Here is a 19,549-nt window from a genome sequence, read left to right as displayed (position 1 = left end):
TCGGATAGGGATTTTGCATCCGTTCTCACCCCAGAGGGGGCTTTGATATGAACATCTCCAGATTCTTTGTCGACCGTCCGGTCTTTGCCGGTGTTCTTTCGGTCCTCATCGTGGTCGCCGGCCTGATCGGCCTCAGAGCGCTGCCGATCTCCGAATATCCAGAGGTCGTGCCTCCCTCGATTGTCGTGCACGCCACCTATCCCGGCGCCAATCCCACCGTCATCGCCGAAACGGTGGCGACGCCGCTCGAAGAGCAGATCAACGGCGTCGAGGGCATGCTCTATATGTCCAGCCAGGCGACATCGGACGGCGCTCTCAACGTGACGGTCACCTTCAAGCTCGGCACCGATCCGGACAAGGCGCAGCAGCTCGTGCAGAACCGCGTTTCGCAGGCCGAGCCGCGCCTGCCCGCGGAAGTCCGTGCTCTGGGCATCACGACCATCAAAAGCTCGCCCAACTTCATCGTGGTCGTCAACCTCGTCTCGGACGGAGCCGACCACGACATCACCTATCTGCGAAACTATGCGACCCTGAACATCAAGGATCGACTTGCCCGGATCGAAGGCGTCGGGCAGGTGCAGGTCTTCGGCGCCGGCGACTATTCCATGCGCGTGTGGATCGATCCGCAGAAGGCGGCCGAGCATAATCTTGCCGCCAGCGACATCAGCAATGCGATCAGCTCCCAGAACGTCCAGGCCGCGGCCGGCATCATCGGTGCCTCACCCAGCCGGCCGGGCGTGGACCTGCAGCTCAACGTCAATGCCCAGGGCCGCCTGCGCACGCCCGAGGAGTTCGGCAACATCATCGTCAAGACGGGCGCCAATGGCGAAATCACCCGCCTTCGCGACGTTGCCCGCGTCGAGCTCGGCGCGGAAGACTATACGCTGCGTTCGCTGCTCGACGGCAAGCCGGCCGTCGCCGTCGCCGTTCTCCAGGCGCCTGGTTCGAACGCGATCGAGATCGCGAACAACGTGCGCTCGACCATGGACATGCTGCAGCAGGCCATGCCTGCGGGCGTTAAGTACGAGATCGTTTACGACACGACGAAATTCGTCCGCGCCTCGATCGAGAAGGTGATCGACACACTGCTCGAAGCCATCGCGCTCGTCGTCCTCGTCGTCATCCTGTTCCTGCAGACATGGCGTGCCTCGATCATCCCGCTGATCGCCGTTCCGGTGTCGATCATCGGCACCTTTGCGGTGATGTATGTCTTCGGCTTCTCGATCAACGCGCTTAGTCTGTTCGGCCTGGTGCTGGCGATCGGCATCGTCGTGGACGACGCGATCGTGGTGGTCGAGAACGTCGAACGCAATATCGAGAACGGGCTCAGTCCGCGAGACGCCACCTACAAGGCCATGAAGGAAGTCTCCGGTCCGATCATCGCGATCGCGCTGGTCCTCGTCGCGGTATTTGTGCCGCTCGCCTTCATCTCCGGCCTGTCCGGCCAGTTCTACCGCCAGTTCGCGCTGACGATCGCCATCTCGACCGTCATCTCGGCGTTCAACTCGCTCACTCTGTCTCCGGCACTGGCATCCCTGCTCCTGAAGGGTCATCATGCGCCGAAGGATCGGTTGACGCGGATCATGGACGCGGTCTTCGGCTGGTTCTTCCGCGGCTTCAACCGGGCGTTCGGAGCCGGTTCGAAATACTACGGTAAGGGCGTCGGCGGCCTGCTGTCGCGCAAGAGCATCGTCATGGTGGTCTATCTCGCGCTGGTAGGAGCGACCTATAGCCTGTTCACAACGGTTCCAGGCGGTTTCGTGCCGTCGCAGGACAAGCAGTATCTGATCGGCTTCGCACAGTTGCCGGATGCCGCAAGCCTCGACCGTACGGAAGACGTGATTAAGCGCATGACGGACATTGCGCTGAAGCAGCCAGGCGTCGCCAATGCGATCGCCTTTCCGGGCCTATCGATCAACGGCTTCACCAATTCCTCGAATGCCGGCATTGTTTTCGTGACGCTGAAGGACTTCGAAGAGCGCAAGACGCCCGACCTTTCGGGCGGGGCGATCGCCATGGCACTGAACCAGAAGTTCGGCGCCATCCAGGATGCCTTCATCGCCATGTTCCCGCCGCCGCCGGTCAACGGTCTCGGTACGACAGGCGGCTTCAAGCTGCAGATCGAGGATCGCGCCGGCCTCGGCAACCATGCGCTCGACCAGGCGGCCAAGGCGGTGATCGGCAAGGCCTACCAGACACCGGAACTCACCGGCATCTTCTCGAGCTTCCAGATCAACGTGCCGCAGCTCTTTGCTGATCTCGACCGCGCCAAGGCCGAGCAGCTCGGAGTCTCCGTCACCGACGTCTTCCAGACGCTGCAGATCTATCTCGGTTCGCTCTATGTGAACGACTTCAACGCCTTCGGCCGCACCTACAGCGTCCGCGTGCAGGCCGATGCCAAGTTCCGCGCTCAGCCGGAAGATATCGGCCAGTTGAAGGTTCGTTCGGCATCGGGTCAGATGATCCCGCTTTCAGCCCTGCTGAAGGTGGATGCCACGACCGGTCCGGAACGCACGAACCGCTATAACGGCTTCCTGGCGGCTGACATCAATGGCGGCCCGGCGCCCGGTTTCTCGTCCGGCCAGGCACAGGCGGCGATCGAGAAGATTCTGCATGAGACGTTGCCCCCCGGTATAGACTTCGAATGGACTGATTTGACCTATCAGCAGATCCTGGCCGGCAATTCCAGCGTCGTCGTCTTCCCGCTGGCGCTACTCCTGGTCTTCCTTGTGCTGGCCGCCCAATACGAGAGCCTGACCTTGCCGCTCGCCATTGTCATGATCGTGCCGATGGGTGTCTTGGCGGCGCTGACCGGCGTCTGGCTCACGGGTGGAGACAACAACATCTTCACTCAGATCGGTCTAGTGGTGCTCGTCGGTCTATCAGCCAAGAACGCGATCCTGATCGTGGAATTCGCCCGCGAGCTGGAATTCGAGGGTCGCACGCCGGTTCAGGCTGCGATCGAAGCCAGCCGCCTGCGTCTGCGCCCGATCCTGATGACCTCCATGGCCTTCATCATGGGTGTCGTGCCGCTGGTCACCTCGACCGGTGCCGGTTCCGAAATGCGTGCTGCCATGGGTGTTGCGGTGTTCTCTGGCATGATTGGTGTCACCTTCTTCGGCATCTTCATGACGCCGGTCTTCTACGTGCTGATTCGCAGGCTGACAGGCAACCGCCCGCTCAAGCAGCATCACCACAACGACAACGAACATTCGGCGGAGGTACTCCCGATCGCCGCCGAATAGGGGCCGTGCCGAGACTTAACTCCAGTACTCGACATGCCAGGGCGGGGCCGAAAGGTCCCGCCTTTTCTATGTTCATATTTTCGTTTTAGCTAATTTACCCTTATTTCGAAGAATTTGCTGGTGGTCGCTGATTTCCTTTGCATGATGGCACCAGAGGTTTATCAAGCTTTGGGAAGAGTTGATTGACGTACATCGGGCGTGGAGGCGCCCGTGGAATTTGGGAGTTGAGGCCACCGCAGCCGGAAGACCGTCGCCGCATTCGCACGGCGAAAAGGCTCCCGTTATTCTGTTTCGGTGTCCGATGCGTTCCATTCGGAGGATAGTTTATGCACGGCAGGAAGATCGCTTTTCTCGGAACGGGATTGATGGGCGCACCGATGGCACGGCGGCTGCTTGCTGCTGGTTTTGCGGTTACGGTCTGGAATCGCGACCGGAGCAAGGCCGAGCCTCTGGCTGCCGATGGTGCGACGGTCGCCGATACTGCCGTAGAGGCTGCTCGAGGAGCGTCCGTTCTTTTCACCATGCTGACCAACGGCGGCGCCGTTGGTGAAGTCCTGTTCGGCAGCGGTGTCGCCGATGTGCTGGAGGCCGGTACGATCGTAATCGACCATAGCTCGATATCGCCGGCCGTTGCCCGCGAACACGCCTTCAAACTCGCCGAGCGCGGCGTCAGGCACATCGATGCGCCGGTCTCCGGCGGTGTGGTCGGGGCGGCTGCCGGGACGCTTGCGATCATGGCCGGCGGCGATGCTGCGGTCATCGACAGCGTCCGCGATATAATGGCGCCCCTCGGGCGTGTAACCCGCGTTGGTCCGAGCGGAACAGGCCAGCTCGCAAAGCTCGGCAATCAGCAGATCGTTGCAGTCACCATCGGGGCCGTTGCGGAAGCGATGCTGCTGGTCGAGGCCGGCGGCGGTTCGCGTGAGGCGTTTCGGGATGCCATTCGCGGCGGCTTTGCGGAAAGCCGGATTCTGGAGTTGCATGGGCAGCGCATGATCGAACGCAACTTCGAGCCAGGCGGCACTGCTCGCAACCAATTGAAAGATCTCGATACGGTCCTGGCGGCGGCACAGAACCTGTCGCTTCATCTGCCGCTGACCGAAGCCGTCCGTGCCGAGTTTGCCGAATTCGTCGAGAATGGCGGCGGCGAGCAGGATCACAGCGGTTTGCTGCAGCATCTGGAAGACAAGAATGCCCGAGGAAAGGCTTGAGGAAGAGATGAGCGATAAGGGTGCATCCAAGCGTTGTCTGCGTTCGCAGGACTGGTTCAACAATCCCGATCATATCGATATGACGGCGCTTTATCTCGAACGCTTCATGAATTACGGGATTACGCCGGAGGAGCTGCGGTCGGGCAAGCCGATCATCGGCATTGCCCAGAGCGGTAGCGATCTTACGCCCTGTAACCGTCATCACCTCGATCTTGCCAAGCGCGTGCGCGACGGCATCCGCGATGCGGGCGGCATTCCGATTGAATTTCCAACCCATCCGATCTTCGAGAACTGCAAGCGACCGACGGCGGCACTCGACCGCAACCTCGCCTATCTCGGCCTGGTGGAGGTGCTCTATGGCTATCCGCTCGATGGCGTCGTGCTGACGACCGGCTGCGACAAGACCACTCCCTCGGCGCTGATGGCGGCTTCGACCGTCAATATTCCGGCGATCGTTCTGTCCGGCGGCCCGATGCTCGATGGCTGGCATGAGGGCGAGCTTGCCGGCTCCGGCACGGTGATCTGGCGTTCGCGCCGTAAGCTGGCGGCAGGCGAGATCGATGAGGAAGAGTTCATGGAGGCTTCGCTTGCCTCTGCGCCCTCCATCGGCCATTGCAACACGATGGGAACAGCCTCGACCATGAACGCCATGGCCGAGGCGCTCGGCATGTCGCTCACCGGCTGTGCCGCCATTCCCGGCGCCTATCGTGAGCGCGGCCAGATGGCCTACCGCACCGGACGGCGGGCCGTGGAACTGGTGCTGGAGGATATCAAGCCTTCGGATGTGCTGACGCGCGAGGCCTTCCTCAATGCCATCAGAGTCAATTCCGCCATCGGCGGCTCGACCAATGCACAGCCGCATCTGGCCGCCATGGCCAAGCATGCCGGCGTCGAGCTTTATCCCGACGACTGGCAGGTGCACGGCTTCGACATTCCGCTGCTCGCCAATGTGCAGCCGGCAGGCGCCTATCTCGGCGAGCGTTTCCATCGCGCCGGCGGCGTTCCGGCTATCATGTGGGAGCTGCTGCAGGCCGGCAAGCTCGCTGGCAGTTGTCCGACGGTTACGGGTCGGACGATGGCGGAGAACCTGAAGGGCCGGGAGGCGACAGATCGCGAGGTCATCCGTCCCTTCGCCGAGCCGCTGAAGGAGCGCGCCGGTTTCCTGGTTCTTAAGGGCAATCTCTTTGACTTCGCCATCATGAAGATGAGCGTCGTCTCGGAAGAGTTCCGCGGCCGCTACCTGCAGGAGCCGGGGCACGAGGGCGTGTTCGAGGGCAGGGCGGTCGTCTTCGATGGCTCTGAGGATTATCACAAGCGCATCAACGATCCCGATCTCGATATCGACGAAAGGACTATTCTCGTCATTCGTGGTGCGGGGCCGATCGGCTGGCCGGGATCGGCGGAAGTCGTGAACATGCAGCCACCCGATGCGCTTCTGAAGCGCGGCATCCGTAGCCTGCCGACGATCGGCGACGGACGTCAATCGGGCACGGCCGACAGCCCTTCGATCCTCAACGCCTCGCCGGAAAGTGCGGCCGGTGGCGGCCTTGCCTGGCTCAGGACCGGCGACATCATCCGCATCGATTTCAATCAAGGGCGCTGCGACATGCTGGTGGAAGAGGCAGAGATTGCGCGTCGCAAGGGCGATGGAATTCCGCCGGTGCCGCCGGATGCGACGCCGTGGCAGCGCCTCTATCGTCGTTCGGTCACGCAGCTTTCCGATGGAGCGGTGCTCGATGGGGCCGCCGATTTCCGCGACATCGCCGCCAATCCGCCGCGGCATAATCATTGACGGGGCATGGCCGGCGGCAGGGATTGCGGCGTTGCTGTTAATTTGGGTAGCTTGCGCAGCCATTAAAGTTCGCGAAAGGGAGTAGTGCAACTATCATTGGCTGCGGTTAGCTAGTCTCTTCAGTTTCCGAAGGGGGTGGAGCTCTTTGGCAGAGACGATATCAGGGCGAAGCGAAGAAGAGTTCCAGGACCTTTTGAGGAGGCTGGAGCTGGCGCTGGAGGCGTCTCAAATCGGCGTATGGCAGCATAACGTCAATGAGCAGCAACTGCTCTGGGACCAGCAGATGCATAAGCTCTACGAAACCGGGCTCCAAGAGCGCAAGGTTTCCTCCGACGTCTGGATGAATGCGTTGCATCCGGAGGATGTCGAAAGGGCCATCCAAGACTTCGATGCCGCGCTGGCCACGAAGGGTTTCTATAACTCCCAATTCCGCATCATTCTGCCAGGAGGCGAGGTGCGCCATCTGCGTTCGCGCGCGCATTACTATGAGGACGCCGAGGGGGCGCCTTCCTTCATCGGCGCGGAATGGGACGTCACTGCCGACGTCCTGCTCAATCGCGAATTGTCCGGCCAAAAGGCTATCGCCGAAGCACGCGCCGTCGCCTTGGAGCACAGCCGTGCGCGAATAGAGCATGCCGCCGATCACGATTATCTTACGGGTCTTCCGAACCGCCGCTATTTCGACCGGCGTCTGGCCGAGCTGCGCAAAGACGCCTCTATCGAAACTTTGGCGATACTCCATATCGATCTCGATGGATTCAAGGAGATCAACGACAAATGGGGCCATGCGGCCGGTGATGCTACGCTGCAAAGCGCTGCCGCCCGCATTTCCGGAGCGATCACCGCTAACGATGTCGTTGCCCGCATCGGGGGCGACGAGTTCGTCGCCGTGCTGGGCAATATCGGCAGTATCGAACGGATCCAGGTGATCGCTGACGATATTTTATCGCGCTTACGCCGGGAAGTGCGTTTCGGCAATGAGATGCTGCGAATTCGTGCATCCATTGGCGTGGCGGTAGGCAAGACGAGCGGCACCGGCAATCTTTTGGCAGAATCCGATGTCGCTCTTTTCCAGGCCAAGAAACTCGGCCGCAACCGGGTGGAGTTTTTCACGCCGCAGCTCCAGTCCGATCTGCATGCGGAACGCCGTCTGGCCGACGAGCTGCGATTGGCACCTATGCTGCGGCAGATCGAACCTTTCTATCAGATCCAAGTGAATGCGCAGACTCGGCACATCGTCGGGCTGGAGGCGCTGGCACGCTGGCGCCACCCGGTGAGGGGATTGCTCAGTCCCGTCGCCTTCCTCAAGGTCGCAGACGAATATGGGATTACAGCAGAAATCGATGCGGCCGTGTTGAAACGGGCGCTGGCGGATCGGGCAGCTTGGGTTTCGCGGGGGCTTTCGCCGCCGCGCATTGCCGTCAATATCTCCGGCCGTCGCCTTGCCGATCCCGATCTGATCGATGGATTGCGTGCGCTCAGAATACCGCGCGGCGCCATAGCCTTCGAGCTGGTGGAGACCATCTTCCTGGATGAGCCGGACGAGGTTGTGCTTGCCAATATCGCTGGTATCAAGGCGATGGGGATCGATATCGAGATCGACGACTTCGGCTCGGGTCACGCGTCGTTGATCGGGCTCGTCAAGCTGAAGCCGAAGCGGTTGAAGATAGACCGGCAACTGGTGACCGCCGTAACGGTATCCGAAGAGCAGCGGCGTCTTGTCGGCTCCATCGTTGAAATTGCACGCGCATTGAATGTCGAGGTGGTTGCCGAGGGGGTCGAGACCGAGGACCACGCCCGCGTTCTGGCCGAGGTCGGATGCGATGAACTTCAGGGCTATGCCATCGGCTATCCTTCTTGCGAAAGCGAGACCGCTACTTTGCTGAAATCAGCCGAAGCATTGAGCCCGAGCTGATCCTCTGCCAGTAATGCGTCCTATGCTACTGGATCTGCAGGGCGGCGATCAGACCGTAGCCGATGGCGCCGAGAGCCAAAAGCGATAGCGTCGCCGCACCGATCACCTTGCCACCGGCATGGGCGACCGAGCGAATGTTCACCGACAGGCCTAGAGCCGCCATCGCAACGACAGTGAGAATGCCGGAAGCCGTTTGCATCGGGGCCACCAGCGCATCGGGAATAAGCCCGAAGGAGCGAAATGCCATCAGCCCGAGAAAGCCGCAGATGAACCAGGGAACCAGCGAATGATGGCCGCTGCGTCCATCCGGCACTGTCATCTCGGTCTTGGTGAGGATGCCGAGCAGAAAGATGACCGGGCCTAGCATCAGAACGCGGACGAGTTTGACGAGCGTGCCGGTCTGGACGGCGAGCATCCCGACAGGGGCTGTCGCCGCTAGCACCTGCGGCACGGCATAGACCGTCAGTCCGGCGAGGGTCCCATATTGCGGTACGCTCATGCCGAAGTGGAAATAGAAAAGCGGCAGGAGAAATACGGCGGCAATGCCAAGCACGGCGGTGAAGGCCAGTGCGGCGGCGATCTCCTGCGAGTCTGCCTCGATCACCGGCGCAACGGCGACGATGGCGGAATTGCCACAGATCGAGTTACCGCAGGCGATCAAGGTCGCGAGCTTCGGCGGCAGGCCGAGTGCCCGGCCGATGAGATAGGTGGCGGCGATCGACAGCACGACGACAATGGCAATGCCGGCGATCAGCCAGACGCCGGCGCCGCGGATGGCCGAAAGGCTGATGGAGGCGCCGAGAAGGACGATAGCGATTTCCAGAAGGAACTTGGCGCTGAAATCGATGCCCGGCTTCATGGCCGGTTTTAGCGGCTTGATCGTGCAAACCGCAATGCCGAGGGCGATGGCAAGCACCAAGCTTTCGATCCACCGCCCACCGAGAAGACCGGTTTCCACATGCTCTGCAACAAAGGCCAGAAGAGCAACGGCCGAGCTAAGCGCGAGGCCGGGGAGAATTCTATTTGCGCGTTGAGCGAGAGACATCGCGTGCCGTCATTCTTTTCTGATGATTGCTGACGGCTGGAAAGTCTCATCTGTCGATATCGACATCCATCGAATATTATCCTATGTTTCGTTCGATAAATTAGAATGATTTCCCATGACTTTCGAACAGCTCGCAATCTTCGTCGCCGTCGCCGAGCGAGAGCATCTGACCAATGCTGCCGAAGCCATCAACCTGACGCCTTCCGCCGTCAGCTCGGCGATCAAGAACCTGGAAGCCTATTATGGCGTGGAGCTGTTTCATCGCGTCGGCCGGCGGATCGAGCTGACGGAGACGGGACGATCCTTCCTCGGAGAAGCCAGGGCGACCCTCGCACGCGTACGTGCGGCGGAACTCATACTTTCGGAATTGGGCGGGCTGCAGCGCGGCCGCCTTGGCCTCTATGCCAGCCAGACCATCGCCAGCTACTGGCTACCGCCCTTGCTGATGCGGTTTCGTCGCGAATATCCCGGCATCGAGCTGGACCTTACGATCGGCAATACCAGAACCGTCACCGAGGCGGTTATCGACGGTGCGGCCGAGCTGGGTTTCATCGAGGGCGAGGTGGATGCGCCGGCATTGTCGATGAAGATCGTTGCGGAGGATGCGCTTGTCATCGTCGTGCCGCCACACCATCCCTGGGCGGACGGGCGACAGCTCACCGCCGCCGACCTCGTAAGCAGGACATCCTGGGTAATGCGGGAAGAGGGTTCGGGTACGCGTTCCGAATTCGAAAATGCCGTCGCAAGGCTTGGTGCTTCACCGCGTGACCTCGACGTGACGCTGGTCCTTCCCTCGAATGAGGCAGTGCTCTCCGCAGTCTGCGCGGGGCAAAGTGCTGCGGCCATTTCGAGTGCTGCGGCCAAAGCCTATCTCGGGCAGGGTCTGCTGGTTCAGACAAACTTCGATCTGCCCGCCCGGAGCTTCTGGCTGCTTCGCCACAAGGAGCGCCATGCCAGCAAGGCCGCGCAGACGCTTGAGACGATGTGCAAGGGCTGAGTATCGGCGAACCCGCTATCGCCGTTCGTCCCGTTGCCGGTTGGCGATGATGAGCTCGATCTCGTTGCGCTCCAGCATGGCGCGAATGTCTGCCGGCGGTTGTTCGTCCGTAACCAGAACGTTGAAGTTTTCCGGCTCGTTCAAAACGATCGGCGCGCTGCGGCCGAACTTGGCGCTATCGGCGACGATGATGCAGTTTTCGGCGCGGCTGGCCGCTTCCCGCGAATATTCCGCTTCTTCGAGATCGTGCAGCATGAAGCCCGACGCGGCGTTGATGGCGCCGACCGAAAGGATCGCGTGGCGTACATTGAATCGGCGCAGGAAATTGGCCGCTTCCATGCCGAAGGTGCCGCCATCATGACCCCGCAGTTCGCCGCCCGCAAAGAAGACGCGATTGCCGTTGCGGGTGGCAAGCGCATGGGCGACCGCGACGGCGTTGGTGACGACGAAGAGGTTCTGATGCTTCTGCAGCGCGACGGCGATGAAGGCAGTCGTCGAGCCGACATCGAGGAACAGTGCATCGCCATCCTCGATCATGGCGGCGACCGAGGCGGCTATCATCCGCTTGGCCTCTGCATTTTCGTTCATCCGCAGATGCAGCGGCGGCTCGATCATCGAGCCCTTGATATGGACCCCGCCATGCACCTTGGTCACGAGGCCGTTGGCCTCAAGGCTGCGGATGTTGCGGCGGATGGTTTCTTCGGAAACGCCGAGCCGTTCGGCCAGGAATTGTATGCGGCTCGCGCCGCCGGCTAACCGCAATTCCTCGAGAATCTCGCGCTCGCGATGGTTGGAGTGCTGCGGTGGCTGGGATGTGCCCGGCATGGTTCCTGATCCTGTTGTGGGTATTGATCCCAAACTTCTGTGGCTCCAACTGGCTGTCCTACCGCCGCCGGGGCCATAATGCGCGCAGCCTTTATCCGGCTGCTTCGCGCCTGAGTTTTTAAGACAAATCTCACCTACGGTGAAGCGCAGTCTTCAGAATATCCATAGCTCATCCTATTGGGGATGGCTGACCAATTCCAACAAAAAACCAAATATTCGTTTCATTTTGTGGATCGATTCTTGACAGCCTTGCGTTTGTGGGGAAACTTTCACATCCGAAGGATGCTCAGCAGCAGGACCGGAGGGGGGAATGACTGCGACAGCGGAAGACAGGATACATTCTCTCAGCCTCTGGCGCGGACCGATCGATATCGAACCGCTTGTCGGCGGCATTACCAATCGCAATTATCTGGTCGGCAATGACGGTCGCCGCTTCGTCGTGCGGCTTGGATCGGACATTCCCGTTCATCACATCAGCCGCGCAAACGAGGTGGCTGCGAGCAGGGCTGCGCATGCCGCCGGTCTTTCGCCTGCCGTCATATATCACGAGCCCGGCATATTGGTGCTCGACTATATCGATGCAAAACCGCTATCGGCCGATGATATAAGAAAGCCGGCAATGATGAGCCGCGTCGTGCCGCTCGTCCGGTCCTGTCATCGGGACGTCGCCCGGCATTTTCGCGGACCGGCAGCCATCTTCTGGGTCTTCCATGTGGTCAGGGATTATGCGGCCGTTCTCGAGGCTGGTGGTAGCCGGCACAAGTCGCGGCTGATTTCCTTCCTGGAAATTGCCGAGCGGCTCGAGCGTGAAGCCGGTCCTTTCGAGATTGCCTTCGGTCACAACGATCTGCTGGCGGCGAATTTCCTCGACGACGGCAAGCGGCTCTGGCTGATCGATTGGGATTATGCCGGGTTCAACACGCCGCTCTTCGATCTCGGCGGCCTTGCCTCCAACAATGAATTCTCCGAGGCGCAGGAAGAGGCGATGCTGGAGACCTATTTCGAAGCTTCCATCAGCGACGATCTGCGCCGGCGCTATCAGGCGATGAAATGTGCTTCGCTCCTGCGCGAGACGATGTGGAGCATGGTTTCGGAAATCCATTCCGACATCGATTTCGATTATTCTTCCTATACCGCTGAAAATCTGCGGCGCTTCGAAAGCGCTTGGCAGGATTTTCGCAATTCTTGAGGTGACACAATGAAAGAACTGCCTGCTACCGCAAAGACCGTCGTCATCGGCGGCGGCATCATCGGTTGCTCGACGGCCTACCATCTCGGCAAGCTCGGCTTCACCGACACCGTGCTGCTGGAACGTAAGAAGCTGACCTCAGGCACGACGTTTCATGCCGCCGGCCTCGTCGGCCAGCTGCGCACCAGCGCCAACATCACGCAGATGCTCGGCTATTCCGTCGATCTCTACAAGAAGCTCGAGGCGGAGACGGGGCTTGCTACCGGCTGGAAGATGAATGGCGGTTTGCGTCTCGCCTGCAATGAGGAGCGCTGGACGGAGGTGAAGCGCCAGGCGACGACGGCACAATCCTTCGGCCTGCAGATGCATCTCTTGACGCCCAAGGAGGCTTTCGATCTCTGGCCGCTGATGGATATCGACGACCTCGTGGGCGCCGCCTTCTTACCGACCGATGGCCAGGCCAATCCTTCCGACATCACGCAGGCGTTGGCAAAGGGCGCCCGCATGAGCGGTGTGTCGATCTTCGAGGATACGGAAGTTCTCGATCTGGAGATCGACAAGGGGCGAATCCGCGCCGTCATCACCGAGAAGGGACGCATCGAATGCGAGCGCGTCGTCGTCTGCGCCGGGCAATGGACGCGGACCTTTGCCGGCCGCTTCGGCGTCAACGTGCCGCTTGTCTCCGTCGAGCATCAATATCTCATCACCGAATCCTTCGGCGTACCCTCCAACCTGCCGACGCTGCGCGATCCCGACCGGCTGACCTATTACAAGGAGGAGGTCGGCGGGCTTGTCATGGGCGGCTATGAGCCCAATCCCATTCCCTGGGCGCTCGATGGTATTCCGAAAGATTTTCATTACACGCTGCTCGACAGTAATTTCGATCATTTCGAGCAGATCATGGAACAGGCGCTGGTGCGCGTGCCGGCGTTGCAAACGGCCGGTGTCAAGCAGCTGCTGTGCGGCCCGGAGAGTTTCACGCCGGACGGCAATTTCATTCTCGGCGAAGCGCCGGAACTGCGGAATTTCTTCGTCGGCGCCGGCTTCAACGCCTTCGGCATCGCGTCGGCCGGCGGGGCGGGCATGGCGCTTGCCGAATGGGTCGCCAAGGGCGAGCCGCCTTACGATCTCTGGCCCGTCGATATCAGGCGCTTCGGCCGTCCGCATTTCGACACCGACTGGGTGCGCACCCGGACGCTGGAAGCCTATGGCAAGCACTACACCATGGCATGGCCTTTCGAAGAACATTCCAGTGGCAGGCCCTGCCGCAAGTCGCCGCTTTACGACCGGCTGAAGGCGCAGGGTGCCTGCTTCGGTGAAAAGCTCGGGTGGGAGCGGCCGAACTGGTTTGCCGATCTCTTTGCCGGCGAGGAGCCGAAGGACGAGTACACTTATGGGCGGCAGAACTGGTTCGACGCTGTCGGCCGGGAGCATAAGGCTGTGCGCGAAGCGGCCGTCATCTTCGACCAGACCTCCTTTGCCAAATTCGTGCTGAAAGGCAGGGACGCGGAGGCGGCGATCTCCTGGATCGCTGCCAACGACGTCGCCAAGCCTGTCGGTTCTTTGACCTATACCCAGATGCTGAACGACCGCGGCGGCATCGAATGCGATGCCACCGTTGCCCGCATCACCGAGAACGAGTTCTACATCACCACGGGCACCGGTTTCGCCACACATGATTTCGACTGGATTGCCCGCAACATTCCGCCCGAAATGCATGCGGAGCTGGTGGATGTCACCTCGGCCTATTCCGTGCTGTCGCTGATGGGGCCGAAGTCGCGCGAGATATTGCAGGCCGTGACCTCGGCCGACGTTTCGAACGCCGCATTCCCCTTCGGCAAGGTGAGGACCGTCGGCATCGCCGGTTGCCCTGTACGGGCGCTACGCATCACCTATGTCGGCGAACTCGGCTATGAGCTGCATGTGCCGGTGGAATATGCCGCTACCGTCTATGACGTGCTGATGGCGGCCGGGCGCGAGCACGGCCTCATCAATGCCGGCTATCGCGCCATCGAGAGCTGCCGGCTGGAAAAGGGCTATCGCGCCTGGGGCTCCGATATCGGGCCGGATCATACGCCGGTCGAGGCAGGGCTTGCCTGGGCGGTGAAGACGAGGAAGGATGTCGCGTTCCGCGGCAGGGAGGCGATCGAGCGGCAGCTGGCTTCCGGTGTGAAGAAGGTGCTCGCCTGCTTCGTGCCGGACGATCCTGAAACCGTGCTTCTCGGCCGCGAGACGATCTATCGCGACGGGCGACGCGTCGGCTGGCTGTCGAGCGGCGGCTACGGCTACACGATCGGCAAGGCCATCGGCTACGGTTATGTCCGCAATCCCGACGGCGTCACGGAGGATTTCGTGCTATCCGGACGCTATGAGCTCGATGTCGCGCAGAGCCGCGTGCCATGCCAGGTGTCGCTGAAGCCGCTTTATGACCCGCAGATGGTGCGGATCAAGGGGTGATCGGGAGCCGCGTGCGTTAACTCAACGCGAGCATTTCGGTATGAAACCTATCGTCTGCTTGGCAAATCCCAGGCCCGATAAAGGTTATTGAGAGCCTCGGCTGTGCGGCACTCCACCATCGGCAACTCGGAGTCCTGAAGAATCTTCGCGTATTTGACGCCGCTTTTGCGGGTCTTCACGAGGATCCAGTGAATCATCTCCCATTTGATGCTGTCCTTGGCGCCTTCGAGATGGCCCGCTCGATCTGAGCGGTTGATCAGGGTCCGCTTGAGATAGCGGGAAAAGCGCAGCCAATGATTGGAGGTGATGAGGATGGCGCCGGTAGCGCGAGCCAAACGTTGCGGCATCAGGCGCGTATAATTGCCTTCCATGATCCACTGGTCGCGAAGAATGGCCGCGTCGTGAAGGGCAGCGAATTCCGCTTCAGGGCGCTGTTGCCAATCGGTATGGGGCAGATGATGAAGCTGATCGAGATGGATTGTTGGAAAGCCAAGTTTTTTGGAAAGTGCAACCGCCAGGGTTGACTTACCGGCATTGGAAGGGCCGAGCACGACAATGCGCTCGCCAAGGGAATGCAAGGGAAGCATGGGGCACCGGTCGAAAAATTGGGATGGTTTCCAATGGCCGAAGCGAACCACCTTGTCAACGCTTGCGTGTCGTATTTTCATCATTGCGCCATTTACGTGAAGATTGAAACCAAGCCGCGCCATCTGCCGAAAACTGTGATCTGTCCCCTGTTGTCCCAGCCATTTTCTTGACACGCCGACGCTTTCATCCTCAATCGACAGGCTGACAACTGACGGAGGCGAAGGGCGATGGCTGAGGCGAACATCAAGCTGGAGGAGAGCTGGAAAGAGGCGCTGTCTTCGGAGTTCGAAAGCCCCTACATGCAGCAGCTCAAGGCTTTTCTCGTCGAGGAAAAGCAGCGCGGCAAGGTGATATTTCCCCGTGGCAGCGAGTATTTCCGGGCTCTGGATCTGACGCCGCTTGATGAAGTGCAGGTGGTCATCCTTGGACAGGATCCCTATCACGGCTTCGGCCAGGCGCATGGGCTCTGCTTCAGCGTACGCCCCGGCGTGCGCATTCCCCCGTCGCTGGTCAATATCTACAAGGAACTGGAAACCGATCTCGGCATTCCGCCGGCGCGCCACGGCTTTCTGGAAAGCTGGGCGAAGCAGGGCGTGCTCCTGCTTAACAGCGTGCTGACGGTGGAGGAATCGCAGGCAGCGTCGCATCAGGGCAAGGGCTGGGAGCGCTTTACTGATGCGGTGATCCGAAGGGTCAACGACGAATGCGATGGCGTCGTCTTCATGCTCTGGGGCTCCTATGCGCAGAAGAAGGCCGCCTTTGTCGATACCGAGCGCCATCTGGTGCTCAAGGCAGCGCATCCTTCGCCACTATCGGCCCATAACGGCTTTCTTGGCTGCCGGCATTTTTCCAAGGCCAATGCCTATCTGGCCGAGCATGGAAGGGAGCCGATTGACTGGGCGCTGCCGAGCAATCCGGAGGCGCAATGAGGCACAGTCTTCTGGATTGCGCTTTACAGCAGTGAACGATTGGAATTTATCGTTCACTCTTTGAAGACAATCCGTTTGGCGCTTGAGGGCTATCGAAAAGCGACCGACAAGACCATCTTCTGCCCATGAGAAACGCCTGCCGGTGCAGGCGAAACAAGGGGTTTAAGATGCTCAACCAGATCAAAGGTCTTCACCACGTCACCTCGATGGCCGAAGACGCCCGGACCAACAATAAGTTCTTCACCGATACGCTCGGCCTGCGCCGCGTCAAGAAGACGGTGAATTTCGACGCTCCCGATGTCTATCACCTGTACTATGGTGACGAGATCGGCACGCCCGGCACGATCATGACCTACTTCCCGTTCCCGAAGATGGCGCGCGGCCGCCCGGGGACCGGTGAAGTCGGCAATACGGTCTATTCCGTTCCGGAAGGCGCCATCGGCTACTGGACCGAACGGCTCGGCCAGCACGGTGTCGAGGGCTTGAAGGCCGACGAATCTTTTGGCCAGAAGCGCCTGCATTTTGCCGGTCCGGATGGCGACGGTTTCGCGCTCGTCGAGGTCAAGGATGACAAGCGTCAGCCCTGGACGCATAACGGGGTCGATGCCGAGCATGCCATCAGGGGCTTCCATTCCGTTGCTATGCGGCTCAGGGACGAAGGCGCTACTGCCGAGCTTTTGAAGTACATGGGCTACGAGGTGGTCGATACGCATGATGGCATCAAGCGGCTTGCCATTCCCGGCGGCAACGGTGCCGATTATGTCGACCTTGAGACGATGCCAAACATCAATCGCGCGCTTCCGGGTGCGGGCTCCGTCCACCATGTCGCCTTTGCCGTCGAGAATCGTGCAAAGCAGCTCGAAGTGCGCAAGGCGCTGATGGATACCGGCTATCAGGTCACCCCGGTCATCGACCGCGATTACTTCTGGGCGATCTACTTCCGCACGCCTGGCGGCGTGTTGTTCGAAGTCGCCACCAATGAACCCGGCTTCGACCGCGACGAGGATACGGCCCATCTCGGCGAGGCGCTGAAACTGCCGGAACAGCATGCGCATCTGCGTGGCCTGATCGAGCAGCATCTCGAACCGCTGGAAGGCTAATCCAGGAGAAAGATCATGATGGATACGACTTATGTGCACCGGCTGAAGGCCGGTGCACCCGGAAAGCCTGTTTTCTTCACCTTCCATGGCACCGGCGGCGACGAGAACCAGTTCTTCGATTTCGCCACCCGCCTGTTGCCGGGCGCCACCATCATCTCGCCGCGCGGCGATGTCTCGGAATATGGCGCGGCGCGTTTCTTCCGTCGGACGGGTGAGGGCGTCTATGACATGGCCGATCTTGCCAGGGCGACGGAAAAGATGGCGAAGTATGTCTCGGAACTAGCGGCCGAATATGGCGCATCGCAGGTGCTGGGCCTCGGCTTTTCCAATGGCGCCAACATCCTTGCCAACGTGCTTATCGAGCATGGCGATCTGTTCGATGCGGCCGTGTTGATGCATCCGCTGATCCCCTTCCAGCCGAAGGACAATGCCAGGTTGGCTGGCAAGCGCGTGCTGATCACCGCGGGTGAGCGCGATCCGATCGCGCCGGCGCCGGTCACCAAGGCGCTCGCCGATTATTTTGCGCGACAGGATGCTGAGGTCACGCTCGAATGGCATCCGGGCGGTCACGATATTCGCCCCAACGAGATCGAGGCTATCGGCAAATTCCTTGTGCCCTACGCGTAAGCTCCAAAAATGACCAAACGACGCGGCAGACAGCTCCCGCCGCGTGACCTGCTATTTGCCGATGAGGCGCAGCATCGCCTTCGCTTGCGAGGCGGCTGCGAGTTTTCCGTTCTCGTCGAGATAGCCAGTTCCACAGAAGCGGTTGAGATTGGCGAAATCCATACTGTCCGGCAGCGCATGCCTTGTTTCAGCAATGACCATACGCCAGGCGCAGCCGAGCATCTTGTCGGGTTGTATCGCCTCGTCGCAGCCGGTGCTGAGGCATAGGGCGACATGCTTCTGCGCGCGATACCCGCCTGCGATGGCTTCCTCATAATCAGCCTTCCAGCTATCCCTTGTATGTTCGCAGCGAGCCGGATTGCTGCTCTGACTGCATTGCACCGTCTTGTCGACATAGGTTTGCGCCGGCGGCCATAGCGGACCGTCGACCAGGCTGACGCAGCCGCACGCAAACAAGGTGGCTGACAGCAAGCGCAATTGATTCTCCTTCGACAAAGCCGCCGAAACCGTAGAGCGATCGCAAATATGTGCAAGATCAATGTGATCTTGCCAACAGCAACGGGGAGAAGGCGCTCCCTCGACCACCCGCGGCAACGTGTGGCGTGACCTTCCTGCAACCCTTTCCATCTTCCGGCATCCGCGAGCTCCAGCGGCGCAAGCTTTGCTTGTGGGTATCATGCCCGCCCGCTAATGCTCTGCCACTATAGGGCGGGGGGGATTCCATCGTGACGCTGGCGGAACAGCAACAATACAGGCTCGGTGTGATTTATGTGGCCCTTTCGGCGCTCGCCTGGTCGACATCGGGCCTTTTCGTTCGGGCGATCCATGCCGATCTCATGACCATTCTGTTCTGCCGCGGCATCGTCTCCGGCCTCGGCGTTTTCGCGTTGTTCTTCTATATCGAGCGCCGCAACGCCTTTCGCATCCTGCGCTCCATGGGTGGTCCTTCGCTGGCGGCGACGATCTTTTCCACCGCGTCGATGATCAGCGGCATCGGCTCGATCTATTATACGTCGGTCGCCGATGCCATGGTCATCTATGCGACTGTGCCCTTTGTCACCGCGGGGGTCGCTTTTCTCTTCATCCGCGAACGTCCCAACATGAGGACGCTGATTGCCAGTGGCGTTGCCTTCATCGGCGTGCTCGTCATGCTTTCCGGCCATGCAAGTGATGGCGGCAGCTGGCTCGGCAAGGGGCTTGCCGCCGTCATGACGCTGACCGTCGCCTGTCTTGCCGTCGTCATGCGCCAGCATCGCAATGTGCCGATGCTGCCTGCCATGGCGCTTTCCGCCTGGTTGTGTTCCTCCATCACCTTCTGGTTCGCCTCGCCGCTTTCGATCTCCGGACAGGATCTCGGACTGATCATCGCCTTCGGCATTATCCAGAACGCCATGGGCCTCAGCCTCTATACCTTCGGCTCGCGGCTGGTTCCGGCGTCGGATGCCGCCCTGCTGACAGCGCTCGAAGTGCCGCTGACGCCCCTCTGGGTCTGGATGATTTTTGCCGAGCGCCCTTCGACGGCGACGCTCATCGGCGGGCCGATCGTGCTTGCAGCGCTTTTCGGACATATCCTGTTGGAAGTGCGGCGGAATCGAGCAGTGACATCGGCTCAGGCCCACTGACCGACTT

At 60.6% G+C, this 19,549-nt stretch carries 15 protein-coding genes; 11 read left to right on the top strand and 4 right to left on the bottom strand.

Annotation, left to right across the window (positions count from 1 at the left end):
• Positions 1–47 precede the first annotated feature (47 nt).
• From FHT85_RS04350 to FHT85_RS04335, 4 genes are all read left to right on the top strand, one after another.
• Complete coding sequence (locus FHT85_RS04350; protein WP_112399206.1) at positions 48–3,245, top strand: efflux RND transporter permease subunit; 3,198 nt, start codon at positions 48–50, stop codon at positions 3,243–3,245.
• A gap of 326 nt (positions 3,246–3,571) precedes the next feature.
• Positions 3,572–4,456, top strand: coding sequence for an NAD(P)-dependent oxidoreductase (locus tag FHT85_RS04345; protein ID WP_112411475.1), 885 nt, complete (start codon positions 3,572–3,574; stop codon positions 4,454–4,456).
• A gap of 7 nt (positions 4,457–4,463) precedes the next feature.
• Entirely contained in the window at positions 4,464–6,248 is a 1,785-nt protein-coding gene (locus FHT85_RS04340) for an IlvD/Edd family dehydratase (RefSeq protein WP_112411729.1), read from the top strand.
• Between the two features lie 145 nt (positions 6,249–6,393).
• On the top strand, positions 6,394–8,163 hold the full coding sequence (locus FHT85_RS04335) for a GGDEF domain-containing phosphodiesterase (RefSeq protein ID WP_112411476.1): 1,770 nt from the start codon (positions 6,394–6,396) through the stop codon (positions 8,161–8,163).
• 25 nt (positions 8,164–8,188) lie between these two features.
• Here FHT85_RS04335 and FHT85_RS04330 read toward each other — a convergent pair whose 3' ends face one another.
• Positions 8,189–9,208 carry a YeiH family protein gene (locus FHT85_RS04330; protein ID WP_112411477.1) on the bottom strand — a complete coding sequence of 340 codons (1,020 nt, stop codon included), beginning with the start codon at positions 9,206–9,208 and terminating at the stop codon, positions 8,189–8,191.
• A gap of 115 nt (positions 9,209–9,323) precedes the next feature.
• Between FHT85_RS04330 and FHT85_RS04325 the strand changes: the two genes are divergently transcribed.
• Positions 9,324–10,205 (top strand): LysR substrate-binding domain-containing protein, encoded by an 882-nt coding sequence (locus FHT85_RS04325; protein ID WP_112411478.1) that lies wholly within the window; start codon positions 9,324–9,326, stop codon positions 10,203–10,205.
• Between the two features lie 15 nt (positions 10,206–10,220).
• On the opposite strand, the gene FHT85_RS04320 is transcribed toward FHT85_RS04325, so the two are convergent.
• The gene (locus FHT85_RS04320) at positions 10,221–11,030 is read right to left on the bottom strand and encodes a DeoR/GlpR family DNA-binding transcription regulator (protein ID WP_112411479.1); all 810 of its coding nucleotides are present in this window, start codon (positions 11,028–11,030) and stop codon (positions 10,221–10,223) included.
• Positions 11,031–11,340: 310 nt separating this feature from the next.
• Here FHT85_RS04320 and FHT85_RS04315 point away from each other — a divergent pair, with 310 nt between their 5' ends.
• Complete coding sequence (locus FHT85_RS04315; protein ID WP_112334950.1) at positions 11,341–12,219, top strand: choline/ethanolamine kinase family protein; 879 nt, start codon at positions 11,341–11,343, stop codon at positions 12,217–12,219.
• A 9-nt stretch (positions 12,220–12,228) separates the two neighbouring features.
• On the top strand, positions 12,229–14,676 hold the full coding sequence (locus FHT85_RS04310) for an FAD-dependent oxidoreductase (protein ID WP_112411480.1): 2,448 nt from the start codon (positions 12,229–12,231) through the stop codon (positions 14,674–14,676).
• Positions 14,677–14,723: 47 nt separating this feature from the next.
• On the opposite strand, the gene FHT85_RS04305 is transcribed toward FHT85_RS04310, so the two are convergent.
• Complete coding sequence (locus FHT85_RS04305) at positions 14,724–15,437, bottom strand: AAA family ATPase (RefSeq protein WP_246779870.1); 714 nt, start codon at positions 15,435–15,437, stop codon at positions 14,724–14,726.
• Positions 15,438–15,491: 54 nt separating this feature from the next.
• Here FHT85_RS04305 and ung point away from each other — a divergent pair, with 54 nt between their 5' ends.
• From ung to FHT85_RS04290, 3 genes are all read left to right on the top strand, one after another.
• The gene (gene ung, locus FHT85_RS04300) at positions 15,492–16,193 is read left to right on the top strand and encodes a uracil-DNA glycosylase (RefSeq protein WP_112411482.1); all 702 of its coding nucleotides are present in this window, start codon (positions 15,492–15,494) and stop codon (positions 16,191–16,193) included.
• Positions 16,194–16,360: 167 nt separating this feature from the next.
• Positions 16,361–17,293 carry a VOC family protein gene (locus tag FHT85_RS04295; protein ID WP_112411483.1) on the top strand — a complete coding sequence of 311 codons (933 nt, stop codon included), beginning with the start codon at positions 16,361–16,363 and terminating at the stop codon, positions 17,291–17,293.
• A 15-nt stretch (positions 17,294–17,308) separates the two neighbouring features.
• Positions 17,309–17,920, top strand: a complete 612-nt coding sequence (locus tag FHT85_RS04290) for an alpha/beta hydrolase (protein WP_112334945.1) — start codon at positions 17,309–17,311, stop codon at positions 17,918–17,920.
• A 51-nt stretch (positions 17,921–17,971) separates the two neighbouring features.
• Here FHT85_RS04290 and FHT85_RS04285 read toward each other — a convergent pair whose 3' ends face one another.
• On the bottom strand, positions 17,972–18,397 hold the full coding sequence (locus FHT85_RS04285) for a hypothetical protein (RefSeq protein WP_112334944.1): 426 nt from the start codon (positions 18,395–18,397) through the stop codon (positions 17,972–17,974).
• Positions 18,398–18,645: 248 nt separating this feature from the next.
• Here FHT85_RS04285 and FHT85_RS04280 point away from each other — a divergent pair, with 248 nt between their 5' ends.
• A complete protein-coding gene (locus FHT85_RS04280; RefSeq protein ID WP_112411484.1) occupies positions 18,646–19,542 on the top strand; it encodes a DMT family transporter in 897 nt (298 codons plus the stop codon).
• Positions 19,543–19,549: the final 7 nt, after the last annotated feature.

Origin of the sequence: Rhizobium sp. BK312, from assembly GCF_014193605.1 — a bacterium.
Taxonomy (GTDB): Bacteria; Pseudomonadota; Alphaproteobacteria; order Rhizobiales; family Rhizobiaceae; genus Rhizobium.
The sequence above is the reverse complement of the archived record's forward strand: the minus strand, read 5'-3'. Positions and strand labels throughout refer to the sequence as shown.